Genomic DNA, 16,306 nt, shown 5'->3' on the forward strand with positions numbered 1-16,306 from the left:
CGGGCGTTTTCTTTTGCGCCCCGCAGCCATGACACCGGTAGACAAAACGCATGTTACCGCTAGCTTGGCGGCAACAAGACAAGTCTGCGTAAGGGAGGACCACCATGGTCGACATCAACCGCCGAGGCGCGCTGGGTTCGCTGTTGGCCGGCGCCGGCCTGGCCGCCCTGCCCGCTTCCGCCGAGGCCGCCCAGATGGGCCTTCTCCCCGCCAAGCCCACGAGCGGTCCGACCTGGACCACGGGGATCGAGGGCCAGCGCAAGGCCGACCTGGGCGATGGAACCTTCCTCAATCCGATCCTGACCGGCGACCGGCCCGACCCGTCCATCCTGAAGGACGGCGCCGACTACTACATGACCCACAGCTCGTTCGACGCCTATCCGGGGCTGCTGATCTGGCACAGCCGCGATCTGGTGAACTGGACGCCGGTCACCACCACGCTGAAGACCAATGTCGGCTCGATCTGGGCGCCCGAGCTCTGCAAGCAAAAGGGCCGCTACTACATCTACCTGCCGGCCAAGTTCCCGGGGAACAACACCAGCTATGTGATCTGGGCCGACAAGATCGAGGGCCCGTGGTCCGAGCCGATCGACCTGAAGCTGCCGCGCTATATCGATCCTGGCCACATCGTCGACGAGGCCGGCGAGCGCTGGCTGTTCCTGTCGGGCGGCGACCGAATCAAGCTGGCGCCGGACGGCCTGTCGACCGTGGGCAAGCCCGAGCACGTCTATGATCCCTGGCGCTATCCGGACGACTGGGACGTCGAGGGCTTCTCGCCCGAGGGGCCCAAGCTGATGCGCCGGGGCGAGTATTTCTACATGATCACCGCCGTGGGCGGCACGGCGGGTCCGCCGACTGGTCACATGGTCATCGCCGCCCGCGCCAAGTCCCTGGCCGGTCCGTGGGAGAACCATCCGCGCAACCCGCTGGTGCGCACCACCGACAACGCCGAGAAATGGTGGTCGCGCGGCCACGCCACCCTCGTTGAGGGCCCCACGCCCGGCGACTGGTGGACCGTCTATCACGGCTACGAGAACGGCTACTACACGCTGGGCCGCCAGACCCTGCTGGCCCCGGTGACCTGGACCGCCGACGGCTGGTTCGACATCGGCGGCGGCGATCTCTCGCAGCCCATCAAGAAGCCCAAGGGCGGCAAGCCCGGTCCGCACGGCATGGCCCTGTCGGACGACTTCTCCACCGACAAGTACGGCGTGCAGTGGAACTTCTTCGATCCCAAGCCCGGCGAGCAGGACCGCATCAAGCGCGAAGGCGGCGCCCTGATCCTCAAGGGCGCGGGCGAGGCCCCGTCCACCGGCTCGCCGCTGATCTTCGTCAATGGCGACCAGGCCTATGAGATCGAATGCGAGATCGAGATCGAGCCGGAGACCCGCGCGGGCCTGATCCTGTTCTATGACCGCCAGCTCTATTGCGGCCTGGGCTTCGATGCGAAGAACTTCGTCACCCACCAGTACGGCATCGAGCGCGGCCGCCCCGCCAATCCGCATGGCGCCAGGATGCTGATGCGCCTGCGTAACAACCGCCACATCGTCAGCTTCCACACCAGCGGCGACGGGGGAAAGACCTGGAAGCGCTTTGATCGCGGCATGGAAGTCAGCGGCTACCACCACAATGTGCGCGGCGGCTTCCTGATGCTGAAGCCGGGGCTCTATGCGGCGGGCAAGGGCTCGGCGCGGTTCCGGGGGTTCAAGTATCGGGCGTTGCCGTAAAAACTGTCATCCCGGCCCAGCGCGCAGCGCGCCGAGCCGGGACCCAGGGGCGGCGCGCACCGCGTTCTGTCCCCCCCTGGGTCCCGGATAGCGCTTCGCGCTTCCGGGATGACAAGCGGTGTTGGCGCAGGGGGATTGAAATGCTGAAAATCGTGCTGGCCGCCGCCGCCCTCCTCGCCCTCCCCCTGACGGCCCACGCCCAGGAACCGATCTTCAAGGCGTCCAAGATCGTGCTGGTGGGCGACTCGACCGTGGCGGTGAACAGCGGCTGGGGCGGAGCGTTCTGCGCCACGCATGTGACCTCGAACATCGCCTGCGTGAACCTGGGACGCGGCGGCCGGTCCAGCCGCACCTATCGCGAGGAGGGCTCCTGGGCCCTGGCGCTGAAGGAGATGAGCACGGGCGGCTTCGAGCAGACCTTCGTGCTGATCCAGCTGGGCCACAACGACCAGCCCGGCCGCCCCGAGCGCTCGACGGACCTGGCCACCGAGTTCCCCGCCAACCTGCGGCGCTTTGTGGAGGAGGCCCGCGCGGCGGGCGCGCGGCCGGTGCTGGTGACGCCGCTGATCCGCCGGCAGTTCAAGGACGGCCAGGTGTACGACGACCTCGCGCCCTGGGCGCAGGCGATCCGCAAGCTGGCGGCCGAGACCAACACCCCGCTGGTGGACCTGCACGCGCTGAGCCGCGACGCCGTCCAGGCCATGGGGCCGGTGGCGGCGATGCGCCTGGCCGAAATTCCGCCGCCGCCCGAGGTCGCCGCCTCGGCCGCGTCGGGAACCACCACGGGGGCGATGTTCTACGAGCCGGTCCTGCCCGGCGCGGTGGCCCCGCCCCGTCCGCCGGCCGCGCCGCCCTCCCCGCCGGGGGCGATGGGCAGCTTCAAGCCGGCGTTCGACTACACCCACCTGGGCCCCGAGGGCGCGGCGCTGTTCTCGGCCATGGTCGCCAAGGCGCTGGCCGACGTCGCGCCCACGCTGCGGCGCAATCTGCTGCCTTAGGGGCGCCCCTCCAGCGTCGCCGACAGCGCCTTGAGCAAGGCCTCGCGCGCACGGTCGTCGGGCGCGGCGGCCAGCGCCTGGCCCAGGGCCAGCTGGAACGCCACCCGCTGATTGTGCCAGTCCAGCTTGCCCGGCGCGGCGGCCGGCAGACGCGGCCGGGCCTCGCCGATCGGCTGCGCCGCGCCCACGCCGTCGAGCGCGAAGCCCTCGTCCAGCGCCGGGATCACCAGGCGCTCGGCCGGAAAGTCCGCCTCGACCAGACGCCGCCGCAAGCCTTCGGTCGCGTCGGGTTCGCCGTGAGCCAGGAAGACCGAGCCCGTGATCGGCAGGCGATCCTTGGCCCAGCGCACCAGCCCCGCCGCGTCGGCGTGACCGGAATAGGCGTCCAGCTGGCGGATGCGAGCGCGGACGCTGATCTCGTCACCCCGGATCGTCACCCGGTTGCGCCCGTCGGCCAGCAGGCGGCCCAGCGTGCCGGTGGCCTGATAGCCGCACAGCAGCACCGTCGCCTCGCGCCGCCAAAGCAGGCGTTTCAGATGCTTGCGCACCCGCCCGGCGTCGCACATGCCGCTGGCGGCCAGGATCACGTGCCAGCCCTTCAGCCGGTCCAGGCCATCGCTCTCGGCCGGTGAGTCGAGGAACCGCAGATGCTGCGAGGGCCGCAGCGCCTCGAACGGATTGGTCTGGGTCTGCGGGTTCCAGCCGCGTTCCTGGAAGACCTTGGTGGCCTCGATGGCCAGCGGGGAGTCCAGGAAGATATCGCCCCGGGGAACCTCGCCCTGGTCCATCAGGTCCAGCAGGTCGATCAGCAGCTCCTGGCTGCGCTCGACCGCGAAGGCCGGGATCAGCAGGGGACCGCCGGCCGCATGGGCGGCGCGGACCTCGTCGGCCAACTGCTGCTTGCGCGCGGCGCTGTCGATCCCAACGCGGTCGCGGTCGCCATAGGTCGACTCCAGGATCAGATGGTCGATCCCGGCGGGGGCGTCGGGATCGTCGAGGAACGGACTGCCGCCCGGCCCCAGATCGCCCGAGAACAGGATCCGCTTGGCCTGGCCTTCCGGACCCACATCCAGCGCGATCGAGGCCGCGCCCAGCATGTGCCCGGCCGGCCACCAGGTGGCGACGATGTCTTCGGCGATGCGCGCCGGTTCGCCCAGCTTGACCTTGCGAAACTGCTTGGCCACCCGCTCGCCGTCGCGCGCGGTGTAGATCGGCTCGACCGGCGGAAAACCGCGTCGCAGGTTGCGGCGGTTGAGGCTCTCGACCTCGTTCTCCTGGATGCCGCCGGCGTCGACCAGCATGACCGCGCCCAGGTCCCGGGTCGCGGCCGTGGCGTAGATCGGGCCCTCAAAGCCCGCCAGCATCAGCTTGGGCAGAAGGCCCGAATGGTCGATATGGGCGTGGGTCAGCAGCACGGCGTCGACCTGTCCCGCATCGAACGGGAACGGCTGATAGTTCAGGGCCTTCAGGGTCTTGGAGCCCTGGAACATGCCGCAGTCGATCAGCACGGTGGTGCGCGGCGTGACAAGCCGGGCGCAGAAGCCGGTCACGCAGCCGGCCGCGCCGTGGAAGGTCAAGCTGATGGTCATTCGTAGGCCTTCCTGAGGGTCACAGCCCCGCAGCAGGGCTTGCGCGCGCCGCCCGCGCCCTGATCTAGGTCAAGTCCGCGCGGCGATCGCCCGATAGTCTGCGCCCAGAAACCCTTGCGAGCCACCATCGTGACCGACGCCCCCGACAACACCGCCCAACTGGCCTCGCCGTCCTATCGGCTGGCGGCGCTGGACCAGGATTTCCTGCTCGGCGACTCGATGCGCGGCGTGCGGTTCCTGCTGGAGTTCGCCAAGGCCGACGAGGCGCTACGTCGCTGGGGCGTGCGCTCGACCATCGTGGTGTTCGGCAGCGCCCGCGTGCGCGAGGACGGACCGCCGCAGCGCGCCCGCTGGTACGCCGAGGCGCGGCGCCTGGGCCGCATCGTCTCCGAGCGTGGCGGGGCCAAGCATCAGAACGGCGACAAGGTCCGCGACAATGTCATCGCCACCGGCGGGGGCCCGGGCCTGATGGAGGCCGCCAACCGGGGCGCCTTCGAGGTCGGCGCGCCGTCGATCGGCTTCAACATCACCCTGCCCCACGAGCAGGTCCCAAACCCGTACTGCACGCCGGAGCTGACCTTCCGCTTCCACTATTTCGCGATGCGCAAGATGCACCTGGCCATGCGGGCCAATGCGCTGGTGGTGTTCCCCGGCGGTTTCGGCACCTTCGATGAGCTGTTCGAGATCCTGACCCTGCGCCAGACCGACAAGGCGCCGCCGATCCCCATCGTGCTGTTCGACGAGGCCTATTGGCGCTCAATCATCAATTTCGAGGCCCTGGTCGAGCACGGCATGATCGCGCCGGCGGACCTTGAGCTGGTCCATTTCGCCGACGACGCCGAGGCGGTGTGGGACAAGCTGGTGGACTGCGGCCTGAGGCTGCCGACGGCTTAGGGCCCACATTTCCCTTCGTCATCCCGGCCGCAGCGCGCAGCGCGGAGAGCCGGGATGACGCGCGGTTTGGTCGTTGCGGCATTGCGGGGACCTTCGCCGCCGCAATCGAGTCCAGCTCTAGCTCAGCAGGTGCCGCACCGTGGATCGCAGCACGTCCGTCAGGGCGTCGCGGTCGAGGTCGGGGTGGTTGACGCCGCGCAGCAGCAGGCCGTCGAACAGCAGGCCGACCACCTCGCAGCGCGCGTGGAACTCGGCCTCGCTCCATTCGGGCTTGCGGTCGCGCTCCATCATGGCGCGGGCCAGGGCTCGCTCCTGCGCGTCGGCCGAGCGGACGATGGCGGCGACCTTGGGATTGCGGGCCGCTTCGGCCACGACCTCCAGCGCCAGGGCCGCGCGGCGCTCATCAAAGCACTTGTCGATCGCCTCGGGCAGGTGGTCGTCGATGGAATCGCGCAACGTGCCGGGCTGGCGCTCCAGTTCGGCGAACTTGTCGCGCATCTCGGCCAGGTCCTGGGCGACGATGGCGGCGATGATCGCCTCCTTGTTCTCGAAGTACCGATAGATCTGGCCGACGCTGAGACCGGCGGCCTTGGCGATCTCGGCCATGCTGGCGCCGTGGAAGCCCGACTGACGCACGCGCTCGCACGCCGCGTCCAGGATCTGCTGACGGCGCGTTTCAGGGGACGGACGGGCCGTCGGGGTCTCGTCAGTTATGGAAGTCCTGTGCGGCATTACATTTCCGTTAGGTCAGCCAAACGCGCGGCGCCGGAGGTTGACTTGCGACACTCCAGCTCTTATGTCCAGCCCACGTGAGAATGAACGTTCATTCTCAAATCGTTCATCATAGTGGCCGCGTCAAGGGTAATAGCCCGCGCGACCCTCGCCTCCCGGGGTCAAACATGCATTTCCAACGCTCGGTCGCGGCGACGACCGTGGGACTCGCCGCCATTGCGCTCACCCTCTCCGCCTGCGGCCAGAAGCCGGGCGGCGGCATGGGCATGGGCATGGGCGGGCCGACCGAGGTCGGCTATATCGTGGCCCAGTCGCAGTCCGTGGGCCTGTCCACAGAACTGGCCGGCCGCACCTCGGCCTATCTGGTCTCCGAAGTGCGCCCGCAGGTGAGCGGCGTCATCCAGAAGCGGCTGTTCGAGGAAGGCGCGGTCGTCCGCGCCGGCCAGCCTCTGTACCAGATCGACCCCGCCACCTATCAGGCCGCCTATAACAGCGCCGCCGCCGCCCTCGCCCAGGCCCAGGCCCAGGCGACCGCCGCCAAGCTGAAGGCCGACCGCTACAAGGCCCTGGTCGAGACCGGCGCGGTCTCCAGGCAGGACAATGACGACGCCCAGGCCGCCGCCCTGCAGACCGCCGCCGCCGTCGGCGTGCAGAAGGCCGCGCTGGACAGCGCCCGGATCAATCTCAACTACGCCCGCGTGACCGCTCCGATCTCGGGCCGTATCGGCAAGAGCAGCGTCACCGCCGGCGCCCTGGTCACCGCCAATCAGGCGAACGCCCTGGCCACGGTGCAGGACCTCTCGAAGGTCTATGTCGATCTGACCCAGACCTCGGCCGAGCTTCTCAAGCTCCAGGCCCAGTTCGCCTCGGGCAAGGTCGGTCGCTCGGGCTCGGCCCAGGTGACGCTGAAGCTGGAAGACGGCTCGACCTATCCGATCCCGGGCCGCCTGGAGTTCTCCGACATCACCGTCGATCCGGGCACCGGCGCGGTGGGCCTGCGCGCGGTGTTCGATAACCCCAAGGGCGTGCTGCTGCCGGGCATGTATGTCCGCGCCGTGCTCAGCCAGGGCGTCGCCCCCAGCGGCATCCTGATCCCGCAGACCGCCGTCAATCGCGACCCCAAGGGCGGCGCCACCGTGATGCTGGTCGGTGCCAAGGGCCCCGAGCCGCGTCCGGTCACCCTGGGCCAGACGGTCGGCGACAAGTGGCTGGTCACCAGCGGCCTGAACGCCGGCGACAAGGTCATCGTCGAGGGCCTGATGAAGGTGCGTCCCGGCGCGCCGATCAAGGCCGTCCCCGCCGGCGCTGCGCCGGCCGCCCAAGCTCAGCGCTAAGGCAAGCTCCCCATGCTCTCGCGTTTCTTCATCGACCGGCCCATCTTCGCATGGGTCATCGCCATCGTGATCATGCTGGCCGGGGCGCTCGCCATCCGGACCCTGCCGATCGCGCAATATCCTGAAATCGCCCTGCCGCAGGTGTCGATCTCGGCCAACTATCCCGGCGCCTCGGCCAAGACCGTCGAGGACAGCGTCACCCAGGTCATCGAACAGAAGATGAAGGGCCTGGACGGTCTGGACTACATGTCCTCGACCAGCGACGGCTCGGGCTCGGCCACGGTGACCCTGACCTTCAAGGCCGGCACCGACATCGACATCGCCCAGGTCCAGGTCCAGAACAAGCTGCAGACCGCCACCGCCCTCTTGCCGCAGGAAGTGCAGCAGCAAGGCCTGACGGTCGCCAAGTCGGCGCGCAACTTCATGATGGTCATCGGCCTCTATTCCGAGGATCCGAAGACCACCGGCGCGGATCTGGCCGACTACATGGCCTCGAACCTGCAGGACCCGCTGAGCCGCGTCGACGGCGTCGGCGACATCCAGCTGTTCGGCTCGCAATATGCGATGCGCATCTGGCTGGACCCGCAGAAGCTGGCCAGCTTCAGCCTGACGCCGGCTGACGTCGCCGCCGCGATCCGCGCCCAGAACGCCCAGGTCTCGGCCGGCCAGATCGGCGGCACGCCGAACCTGCCGGGCACGGGCCTGAACGCCACGATCACGGCGCAGTCGCGCCTACAGACCCCCGAGCAGTTCCGCCAGATCATCGTCAAGAACACCAGCGGCGGCGCCACCGTGCGCCTGAGCGACGTGGCCCGTGTCGAACTGGGCGCGGAAAGCTACGCCTCGATCGCCAAGTTCAACGGCTATCAGGCGGCCGGCATGGCCATCAAGCTGGCCCCCGGCGCCAACGCGCTGGATACCGCCGCCGCCGTGAACGCCAGGATGGCCCAGCTCGAGAAGAACTTCCCGGCCAACTACAAGTACGTCATTCCCTATGACTCGACGCCGTTCGTGAAGCTGTCGATCGAGGAAGTGGTCAAGACGCTGGTCGAGGCCGTCATCCTGGTGTTCATCGTCATGTTCCTGTTCCTGCAGAACTGGCGCGCGACCCTGATCCCGACCATCGCCGTGCCGGTCGTCCTTCTGGGCACCTTCGGCGTGCTGGCCGCCTTCGGCTACTCGATCAACACGCTCACCATGTTCGGCCTGGTGCTGGCCATCGGCCTTCTGGTCGACGACGCCATCGTCGTGGTCGAGAACGTCGAGCGTGTGATGAGCGAGGAAGGCCTCTCGCCCAAGGAAGCCACCCGCAAGTCGATGAACGAGATCACCGGCGCCCTGATCGGCATCGCCCTCGTTCTGGCTGCGGTGTTCGTGCCGATGGCCTTCTTCGGCGGCTCGCAGGGCGTGATCTACCGCCAGTTCTCGATCACCATCGTCTCGGCCATGGCCTTGTCGGTGGTCGTCGCCCTGGTGCTGACGCCCGCCCTCACCGCCACGATGCTGAAGCCGGTCAAGGCCGGTCACCACGAGGAGAAGACCGGCTTCTTCGGCTGGTTCAACCGCAGCTTCAACGACATGTCGTCGCGCTATCAGGGCTCGGTTCGCAAGATCCTGGGCAAGAGCGGCCGCTGGATGGCCATCTACGCCGCGATCATCGTGGCCATGGGCCTGCTGTTCGTCCGCCTGCCCAGCGCCTTCCTGCCGGAAGAGGACCAGGGGACCATGTTCACCCTGGTGCAGCTGCCCGCCGGCGCGACCGAGGAAAAGACCCTGGCCGTGCTGGACCAGGTGCGCGACCACTTCCTGGTCGGCGAGAAGGAGGCCGTCCAGTCGGTGTTCACCGTCTCGGGCTTCAGCTTCGCCGGCGCCGGCCAGAACGCGGGTCTCGCCTTTATTCGCCTGAAGGACTTCGAGCACCGCAAGGCGGCCAACCTGAAGGCCCAGGCCGTGGCGGGTCGCGCCATGGGCGCCTTCAGCCAGTTCCGTGACGCCATGGTGTTCGCCATCGTCCCGCCGGCCGTGCAGGAGCTGGGCAACTCGTCCGGCTTCGACTTCCAGCTGCAGGACGTCGGCGGCGTCGGCCACGAGGCCCTGATGAACGCCCGCAACATGATGCTGGGCATGGCCTCGCAGGATTCCAGCCTGGTGGGCGTGCGCCCCAACGGCCAGGACGACACCCCGCAGCTGAAGATCGAGGTCGACCAGGCCAAGGCCGGCGCGCTGGGCCTGACCACCGCCGACATCAACAGCGCCCTCAGCGCCGCCTGGGGCGGGTCGTACGTCAACGACTTCATCGACCGCGGCCGCGTGAAGAAGGTCTACATGCAGGCCGACGCCCCGTTCCGCATGACGCCCGAGGACCTGAACCGCTGGTACGTGCGCAACAACCAGGGCCAGATGGTCGCCTTCCCGGCCTTCGCCACGGCGTCGTGGACCTACGGCTCGCCGCGCCTGGAACGCTACAACGGCCTGTCCTCGGTCAACATCCAGGGCGCCCCGGCCCCGGGCAAGAGCTCGGGCGACGCGATCGCGGCGATGGAGAAGATCGCGGCCAAGCTGCCGCCCGGCGTCGGCTATGAGTGGACCGGCCTGTCGGCCCAGGAACTGGAGGCCGGCAATCAGGCCCCCGCCCTGTACGCCATCTCGATCCTGGTGGTGTTCCTGCTGCTGGCCGCGCTTTACGAGAGCTGGTCGATCCCGCTGGCGGTGATCATGGTCATCCCGCTTGGCGTCATCGGCGCGCTGCTGGCGACCTTCGCCCGCGGCCTCAGCAACGACATCTACTTCCAGGTGGGCCTGCTGACGACCATGGGCCTGGCGGCCAAGAACGCCATCCTGATCGTCGAGTTCGCCAAGGACCTCTACGAGAAGGGCATGGGCCTGATCGAGGCCACGCTGGAGGCCGTCCGCCTGCGCCTGCGCCCGATCATCATGACCTCGCTGGCCTTCGTCTTCGGCGTGCTGCCGCTGGCGATCTCCAACGGGGCGGGATCGGGGGCCCAGCACGCGATCGGCACCGGCGTCATCGGCGGCATGATCTCGGCCACCCTGCTCGCCATCCTCTTCGTCCCGCTGTTCTTCGTGGTGGTCGAGAAGATCTTCAAACCCAAGCACACCGGTCACGACGCCGCCCAAGGCCAAGTGTCGTCGACGGAGGCTCACTGAGATGCTGCGTAACCTCACCCTGATCCTGGTCGCCTCGACGGCGGTCGGCGCCTGCACCCTGGCGCCCCAGTACGAGCGGCCGGTTCTCCCGGTCGCCCAGACCTGGTCCACGCCCGCGCCCGAGGCGGCGACCGCCGTCTCGGCCGCCGATCTCGACTGGCGCCAGGTGCTGGTCGATCCGCGCCTGCAGGGCGTGGTCGATCTGGCCCTCCGGCAGAACCGCGACCTGCGCGTGGCGGTGCTGAACATCGAGAAGGCCCGCGCCCAGTACGGCGTTCAGCGCTCGGCGCTGTTCCCGGGCGTCAGCGGCACGGTCTCCGAACAGCGCGGCCGCACCCCGGCCTCGACCTCGCCGACCGGCCAGCCCTTCGAGACCGATGTGTTCAACGCCACCATCGGCTTCACCGCCTATGAGCTGGACCTGTTCGGTCGCGTCCGCAGCCTGAAGGACGCCGCCCTGCAGAGCTATCTGGCCACCGAGCAGACCAGCCGCTCGGTGCGGGTCAGCCTGATCGCCGAGACCGCCAACGCCTGGCTGACCCTGGCCGCCGACCAGGAGCGCCTGGCCCTGGCCAAGACCACCCTGGCCACCCGCGAGGACTCCCTGCGTCTGGTGCGTCAGCGGGTCGACGGCGGCGCAGGCTCGCTGCTCGACCTGCGCAACGCCGAGACCCTGGCCGAAACGGCGCGGGCCGACGTCGCCGTCTACACCGCCCAGGTCGCTCAGGACCGCAACGCCCTGACCCTGCTGGCCGGGGGCGACCTGCCCGTCGACCTGCTGCCCCCGGGACGCCTGGACGCCGACAGCGTTCTGGCCGATCTGCCGGCCGGCCTGCCCTCGGACGTGCTGGCGCGTCGTCCCGACGTGCTGGCCGCCGAGCGCCAGCTGCAAGCGGCCAACGCCAATATCGGCGCGGCGCGGGCGGCTTTCTTCCCGCGCATCAGCCTGACCGGCTCTGCGGGCTCGGCCAGCACCGATCTGGACGGCCTCTTCAAGAGCGGGACCAGCATCTGGAGCTTCACGCCCCAGATCAGCCTGCCGATCTTCGCCGGCGGGGCCAATGTGGCGAACCTGAACATCTCCAAGGCCGACCGCGACATCGCCGTGGCGACCTATGAGAAGACGATGCAGACCGCGTTCCGCGAGGTGTCCGACGCCCTGTCGGTGCGCGCCACGGTCGCCGATCGCCTGACCGCCCAGGAGCGCCTGGCCGCCGCCGCCGCCGACAGCACCCGCCTGTCCCAGCAGCGTCGCGACGCCGGCCTCGACAGCGCGCTCACCCTGCTGGACGCGCAGCGCAGCCTCTACACCGCGCAACAGGGTCTGATCAGCACGCGTCTGGCCCAGGCGACCAACCTCGTCACCCTCTACAAGACCCTCGGCGGCGGCGCGCCCGCCACCTGAGGCCAAACGGCTTCCCCGGCCTCGCCGGGGGAGTTCGACGACCATCATCCCCCCCCGATGGCCGCGAACGGAACGGGCGCGCTCCTCCCCCCCCCTGAGCCGCCCGTTCCACCCGCCCGACAGACGAGCACGTGCGCGCCTCCTCAAAACGGGGACGACCGGCTCGTCGTGATCACAATCATGCAAACGATTGTGTTACAACTTGCATCTGCACTGACTCGGAAACGGCCTATGTCGACTTCGCAAGAAAGAGAGCAAGTCCTTCATCTGATGGGTATCGCCACGGCGACGATCCTGGCCCTTACCGCCGTCGTGCTGGCGGCGGTCTGCCCGCCGCAGGACCTGACGCCCGAGCGGGCGCGCATGTTCGCCCATTCCGCCCAAGGCGGAATCTAGGCCTGATCTGAGCGGTGACGCCGCCCCTAGAGCGGCAGTTGCACCGTGCTCTTGACCTCTTCCAGCACCGCATAGGTCCGGGTTTCGCGCACGCCCGGCATCTTCACGAGGATGTCGCCCAGGAAGCTGCGATAGGCCTCCATGTCGCGCACGCGGGCCTTGATCAGGTAGTCGAAGCCGCCGGCCACCATGTGGCACTCCAGGATCTCGGGCGCGCGACGGACGGCGGCCCCGAACTCCTCGAAGACGTCGCCGGTCGTTCGCTCCAGCACCACCTCCACGAAGATCAGCAGCGCCCGGTCGACCTTGGCCGGATCCAGCAGGGCGGCGTAGCCGGTGATGAAGCCGCGCTCGCGCAGACGCCGCACCCGGTCGAAGGTGGCCGCCGGCGACAGGTTGCAGCGTTTCGCCAGCTCGGCGTTGGTGATCCGGCCGTCGGACTGCAGAACCTTCAACAGCCTGCGATCGGTGTCATCTAGAGCGGAAATGGCCATATCGAGTTTTCACCGAAGAAGCTTCGAAAATTTAGGAACACAAACGTAGCACATTCGGGAAGCTCAGCGTTATACCCTCGCTCATTCCAACCCCGTTTGGCGTCGCTTTCCTCCTCCTGATGGCGCCGACGGACACGGCCAGCCGCCGTGGGTTGGAACTGACGCGACGCTCGCCCTCTCCCCCTAACCGGGCGTCGCGCTAGAGAGGAAGGGACGCGAGCGTCTCCCCCCCTGAACGCGTCCCTTCCTCCCTCCCCTTTTCCTTATCGCCGTCTTCGGCGCATGCTTGCGCGTCGATCGCGTCCGCCCGCGCGTTAACGCGCTGGAGCAGACGACGATTTTTCGCCGCCTGACCGAACAAGTTTCGGCGCTGCCATAAAACAAACGAAGCACCTTCCGTCAGGGGCAAGTTAGACCGACGATATACCAACAAGCGGAAACGACCATGACCGATTGGGACAGCCTCGACGCCGGCAAGTATCGCGACGAAGCCGCGGTGATCGCCGACCTGCTCGCCGCCAAGCCGCTCTCCAGCGAGGACCGCGCGGCCGTCCGCGCCGAGGCCGAGGCGCTGGTGCGCGGGGCCCGCCGCAGCGTCCGCAAGCAGGGCGTGGTCGAAAGCTTCCTGCAGGAATTCAGCCTGGGCACCCGCGAGGGTCTCGCTTTGATGTGCCTGGCCGAGGCGCTTCTCCGCACCCCCGACGACGACACGCGCGACAAGCTGATCGCCGAGAAGATCGGCTCGGCCGACTGGGCCAGCCACCTGGGCGGCAGCGACAGCCTGTTCGTCAACGCCTCGACCTGGGGCCTGATGCTGACCGGCAAGATCGTCGAGCCCGACGAGACGGCCCGCAACGACATGCCCGGCTTCATCAAGAAGCTGGCCGGGCGGCTGGGCGAGCCGGTGATCCGCGCCGCCGTCGGCCAGGCCATCCGCATCATGGGCGAGCAGTTCGTCCTGGGGCGGACGATTGAGGCCGCCATCAAGCGCGCCGCCGCCGAAGGCGACATGTGCAGCTTCGACATGCTGGGCGAAGGCGCCCGCACCGCCGCTGACGCCGCGCGCTATGAAAAGGCCTATGCAGACGCGATCGAGACGGTCGGCAAGCTGTCGAACGGCGCGGGCCCGGAAGCCGGCCATGGCGTATCGGTCAAGCTCTCGGCCCTGTGCCCGCGCTATGAGGCCACCCACGAAGACCGCGTCTGGGAAGAGCTCTATCCGCGCACCCTGCGCCTGGCCAAAATCGCCGCCCGCCACAACCTGAACTTCACCATCGACGCCGAAGAGGCCGACCGCCTGGCCCTGTCGCTGAAGCTGCTGGACAAGCTGTGCCGCGAGCCGGAGCTGGGCGACTGGACGGGCCTGGGCCTGGCCGTCCAGGCCTATCAGAAGCGCTGCGGCGAGGTGATCGCGCGCCTGAAGGCCCTCTCCGAAGAGACCGGCCGCCGCCTGATGGTGCGCCTGGTCAAGGGCGCCTACTGGGACAGCGAGATCAAGCGCGCCCAGGTCGCCGGTCGCCCGGACTACCCGGTGTTCACCACCAAGCCGGCCACGGACCTGTCGTATCTGGTCAACGCCAAGGCGCTGATCGAGGCCGCCCCGCACGTCTACGCCCAGTTCGCCACCCACAACGCCCACACCCTGGCGGCCGTGGTGCGCATGGCCAAGAACGCCGGCGTGAAGATCGAGCACCAGCGCCTGCACGGCATGGGCGAGGCTCTCTACAAGGCCGCCGACGACCTCTATGACGGCATCACCTTGCGGGCCTACGCCCCGGTGGGCGGTCACGAGGACCTGTTGCCCTACCTCGTCCGTCGCCTGCTGGAGAACGGCGCCAACACCTCGTTCGTCCACGCCCTGCTGGACGAGCGCGTGCCGGTCGAGAAGGTGGTCACCGACCCGATCGACACGGTCGAGGCCCACCCCGACCGTCACGCCAAGATCCCGACGCCGATCAACGTCTATGGCGAGCGCCGCGTGAACAGCGCGGGTCTGGATCTGTCGGTGAAGGCCGACCGCGACCGCCTCTCCGCCGCCGTCGCGGCCCTGGACGGCGTCACCCTGTCGGCCGGTCCGCTGGTCGGCGGCAAGGTCGCCGCCGGCGGCGCGCCGCTGCCGGTCATCGCCCCCGCCAACGACCAGAAGACGGTCGGCGTGGTCTCCGAGGCGCAAGCCGGTCAGATCGACGAGGCCTTCAAGCTGGCCCGCGCCGCGCAACCCGCCTGGGACCGCGCCGGCGGCGTCGCCCGCGCCCAGGTGCTGCGCGCCATGGGCGATGCTCTGGAAGCCAATATCGAGCGCCTGATCGCCATCCTGTCGCGCGAGGCCGGCAAGACCCTGTCGGACGGCATCGCCGAGGTGCGCGAGGCCGTCGACTTCTGCCGCTACTACGCGATGCTGGCCGAAGACCAGTTCGGCGAGGCCGAGATCCTGAAAGGCCCCGTGGGCGAGACCAACAGCCTGCGCCTGGCCGGGCGCGGGGTCTTTGTCTGCATCAGCCCGTGGAACTTCCCGCTGGCCATCTTCACCGGCCAGATCGCCGCGGCCCTGGCGGCCGGCAACGCCGTGCTGGCCAAGCCCGCCGAGCAGACCCCGCTGATCGCCTTCGAGGCTGTGAAGCTCTATCACGCCGCGGGCCTGGACCCGCGCCTGCTGGCCCTGCTGCCCGGTCGCGGCGAGACCGTCGGCGCGGCCCTGACCAGCCACGAGGGCCTGGACGGCGTGGCCTTCACCGGCGGCACCGACACCGCCTGGCGCATCAACCAGACCCTGGCCGCGCGCCAGGGCCCGATCGTGCCGTTCATCGCCGAGACCGGCGGCCTCAACGGCATGTTCGTCGACACGACGGCGCAGCGCGAGCAGGTCATCGACGACGTGATCGTCTCGGCCTTCGGGTCGGCCGGCCAGCGCTGCTCGGCCCTGCGCCTGCTGTTCTTGCCGCACGACACCGCCGACCACATCATCGATGGCCTCAAGGGCGCCATGGACGCCCTGGTGCTGGGCGACCCGGCCCTGGCCGTCACCGATGTCGGCCCGGTGATCGACGCCGAGGCCAAGGACGCGCTGGACAAGCATCTGGTTCGCCTGAAGTCGGACGCCAAGGTGCTGCACGCCCTGGCCGCCCCCGCCGGCGGCACGTTCTTCGCCCCGGTCCTGGCCGAGATCCCGACCGCCGACTTCCTGGAGCGCGAGGTGTTCGGTCCGATCCTGCACGTCGTGCGCTACAAGCCGGAGAACCTGGAAAAGGTCGCCGGGGCCCTGGCGGCCCGCCGCTATGGCCTGACGCTCGGCATCCATTCGCGGATCGAGAGCTTCGCGGCCGACGTCCAGCGCCTGGTCCCGGCCGGCAACGCCTATGTCAACCGCTCGATGACCGGCGCCGTGGTCGGCGTCCAGCCGTTCGGCGGCGAGGGCCTGTCGGGCACCGGCCCCAAGGCCGGCGGCCCCCACGCCCTGCTCCGCTTCGCGGTCGAGCGGGCGCTCAGCGTCAACATCACCGCCCAGGGCGGCGACCCGGCGCTGCTGAACCTGTAGCCCTTGACGCCATCGGCCATCGGCGGGACTCTGC

The 16,306-nt window shown here is 69.0% G+C and carries 12 protein-coding genes; 8 read left to right on the forward strand and 4 right to left on the reverse strand.

Annotated features, from left to right (window positions below; genetic code table 11):
- The first annotated feature begins 104 nt into the window (after positions 1–104).
- Complete coding sequence (locus CVUC_RS02650) at positions 105–1,727, forward strand: family 43 glycosylhydrolase (RefSeq protein ID WP_096032629.1); 1,623 nt, start codon at positions 105–107, stop codon at positions 1,725–1,727.
- Positions 1,728–1,867: 140 nt separating this feature from the next.
- Positions 1,868–2,725 (forward strand): rhamnogalacturonan acetylesterase, encoded by an 858-nt coding sequence (locus CVUC_RS02655; protein ID WP_096032628.1) that lies wholly within the window; start codon positions 1,868–1,870, stop codon positions 2,723–2,725.
- On the opposite strand, the gene CVUC_RS02660 is transcribed toward CVUC_RS02655, so the two are convergent.
- A complete protein-coding gene (locus tag CVUC_RS02660; RefSeq protein WP_096032627.1) occupies positions 2,722–4,314 on the reverse strand; it encodes an MBL fold metallo-hydrolase in 1,593 nt (530 codons plus the stop codon). The genes CVUC_RS02655 and CVUC_RS02660 overlap by 4 nt on opposite strands.
- 129 nt (positions 4,315–4,443) lie before the next feature.
- Between CVUC_RS02660 and CVUC_RS02665 the strand changes: the two genes are divergently transcribed.
- Complete coding sequence (locus CVUC_RS02665; RefSeq protein ID WP_164468075.1) at positions 4,444–5,208, forward strand: TIGR00730 family Rossman fold protein; 765 nt, start codon at positions 4,444–4,446, stop codon at positions 5,206–5,208.
- A gap of 117 nt (positions 5,209–5,325) precedes the next feature.
- On the opposite strand, the gene CVUC_RS02670 is transcribed toward CVUC_RS02665, so the two are convergent.
- On the reverse strand, positions 5,326–5,940 hold the full coding sequence (locus tag CVUC_RS02670) for a TetR/AcrR family transcriptional regulator (RefSeq protein WP_012640067.1): 615 nt from the start codon (positions 5,938–5,940) through the stop codon (positions 5,326–5,328).
- Positions 5,941–6,107: 167 nt separating this feature from the next.
- Here CVUC_RS02670 and CVUC_RS02675 point away from each other — a divergent pair, with 167 nt between their 5' ends.
- The 4 genes from CVUC_RS02675 (at position 6,108) to CVUC_RS02690 (ending at position 12,243) form a co-directional block, all read left to right on the forward strand.
- Positions 6,108–7,274 (forward strand): efflux RND transporter periplasmic adaptor subunit, encoded by a 1,167-nt coding sequence (locus CVUC_RS02675; RefSeq protein WP_096032625.1) that lies wholly within the window; start codon positions 6,108–6,110, stop codon positions 7,272–7,274.
- Between the two features lie 12 nt (positions 7,275–7,286).
- A complete protein-coding gene (locus CVUC_RS02680; RefSeq protein WP_096032624.1) occupies positions 7,287–10,442 on the forward strand; it encodes an efflux RND transporter permease subunit in 3,156 nt (1,051 codons plus the stop codon).
- A 1-nt stretch (position 10,443) separates the two neighbouring features.
- On the forward strand, positions 10,444–11,847 hold the full coding sequence (locus tag CVUC_RS02685; RefSeq protein ID WP_096032623.1) for an efflux transporter outer membrane subunit: 1,404 nt from the start codon (positions 10,444–10,446) through the stop codon (positions 11,845–11,847).
- Between the two features lie 231 nt (positions 11,848–12,078).
- Complete coding sequence (locus CVUC_RS02690; RefSeq protein ID WP_101685781.1) at positions 12,079–12,243, forward strand: hypothetical protein; 165 nt, start codon at positions 12,079–12,081, stop codon at positions 12,241–12,243.
- Between the two features lie 26 nt (positions 12,244–12,269).
- Here CVUC_RS02690 and CVUC_RS02695 read toward each other — a convergent pair whose 3' ends face one another.
- Both CVUC_RS02695 and CVUC_RS02700 read right to left on the reverse strand, forming a co-directional pair.
- A complete protein-coding gene (locus CVUC_RS02695) occupies positions 12,270–12,737 on the reverse strand; it encodes an Lrp/AsnC ligand binding domain-containing protein (RefSeq protein WP_010918690.1) in 468 nt (155 codons plus the stop codon).
- A 199-nt stretch (positions 12,738–12,936) separates the two neighbouring features.
- Complete coding sequence (locus CVUC_RS02700; protein ID WP_024265629.1) at positions 12,937–13,098, reverse strand: hypothetical protein; 162 nt, start codon at positions 13,096–13,098, stop codon at positions 12,937–12,939.
- Positions 13,099–13,182: 84 nt separating this feature from the next.
- Between CVUC_RS02700 and putA the strand changes: the two genes are divergently transcribed.
- Entirely contained in the window at positions 13,183–16,272 is a 3,090-nt protein-coding gene (gene putA / locus CVUC_RS02705; RefSeq protein ID WP_096032622.1) for a bifunctional proline dehydrogenase/L-glutamate gamma-semialdehyde dehydrogenase PutA, read from the forward strand.
- Positions 16,273–16,306 lie beyond the last annotated feature (34 nt).

The organism is Caulobacter vibrioides (genome assembly GCF_002858865.1).
GTDB lineage: Bacteria > Pseudomonadota > Alphaproteobacteria > Caulobacterales > Caulobacteraceae > Caulobacter > Caulobacter vibrioides.

Bases quoted from the DNA above. Each gene is read 5' to 3' on its own strand.
- CVUC_RS02675 (WP_096032625.1), top strand. From the start codon at position 6,108: ATGCATTTCCAACGCTCGGTCGCGGCGACGACCGTGGGACTCGCCGCC.
- CVUC_RS02685 (WP_096032623.1), top strand. From the start codon at position 10,444: ATGCTGCGTAACCTCACCCTGATCCTGGTCGCCTCGACGGCGGTCGGC.
- putA (WP_096032622.1), top strand. From the start codon at position 13,183: ATGACCGATTGGGACAGCCTCGACGCCGGCAAGTATCGCGACGAAGCC.
- CVUC_RS02690 (WP_101685781.1), top strand. From the start codon at position 12,079: ATGTCGACTTCGCAAGAAAGAGAGCAAGTCCTTCATCTGATGGGTATC.
- CVUC_RS02650 (WP_096032629.1), top strand. From the start codon at position 105: ATGGTCGACATCAACCGCCGAGGCGCGCTGGGTTCGCTGTTGGCCGGC.
- CVUC_RS02670 (WP_012640067.1), bottom strand. From the start codon at position 5,940: ATGCCGCACAGGACTTCCATAACTGACGAGACCCCGACGGCCCGTCCG.
- CVUC_RS02695 (WP_010918690.1), bottom strand. From the start codon at position 12,737: ATGGCCATTTCCGCTCTAGATGACACCGATCGCAGGCTGTTGAAGGTT.
- CVUC_RS02660 (WP_096032627.1), bottom strand. From the start codon at position 4,314: ATGACCATCAGCTTGACCTTCCACGGCGCGGCCGGCTGCGTGACCGGC.
- CVUC_RS02655 (WP_096032628.1), top strand. From the start codon at position 1,868: ATGCTGAAAATCGTGCTGGCCGCCGCCGCCCTCCTCGCCCTCCCCCTG.
- CVUC_RS02680 (WP_096032624.1), top strand. From the start codon at position 7,287: ATGCTCTCGCGTTTCTTCATCGACCGGCCCATCTTCGCATGGGTCATC.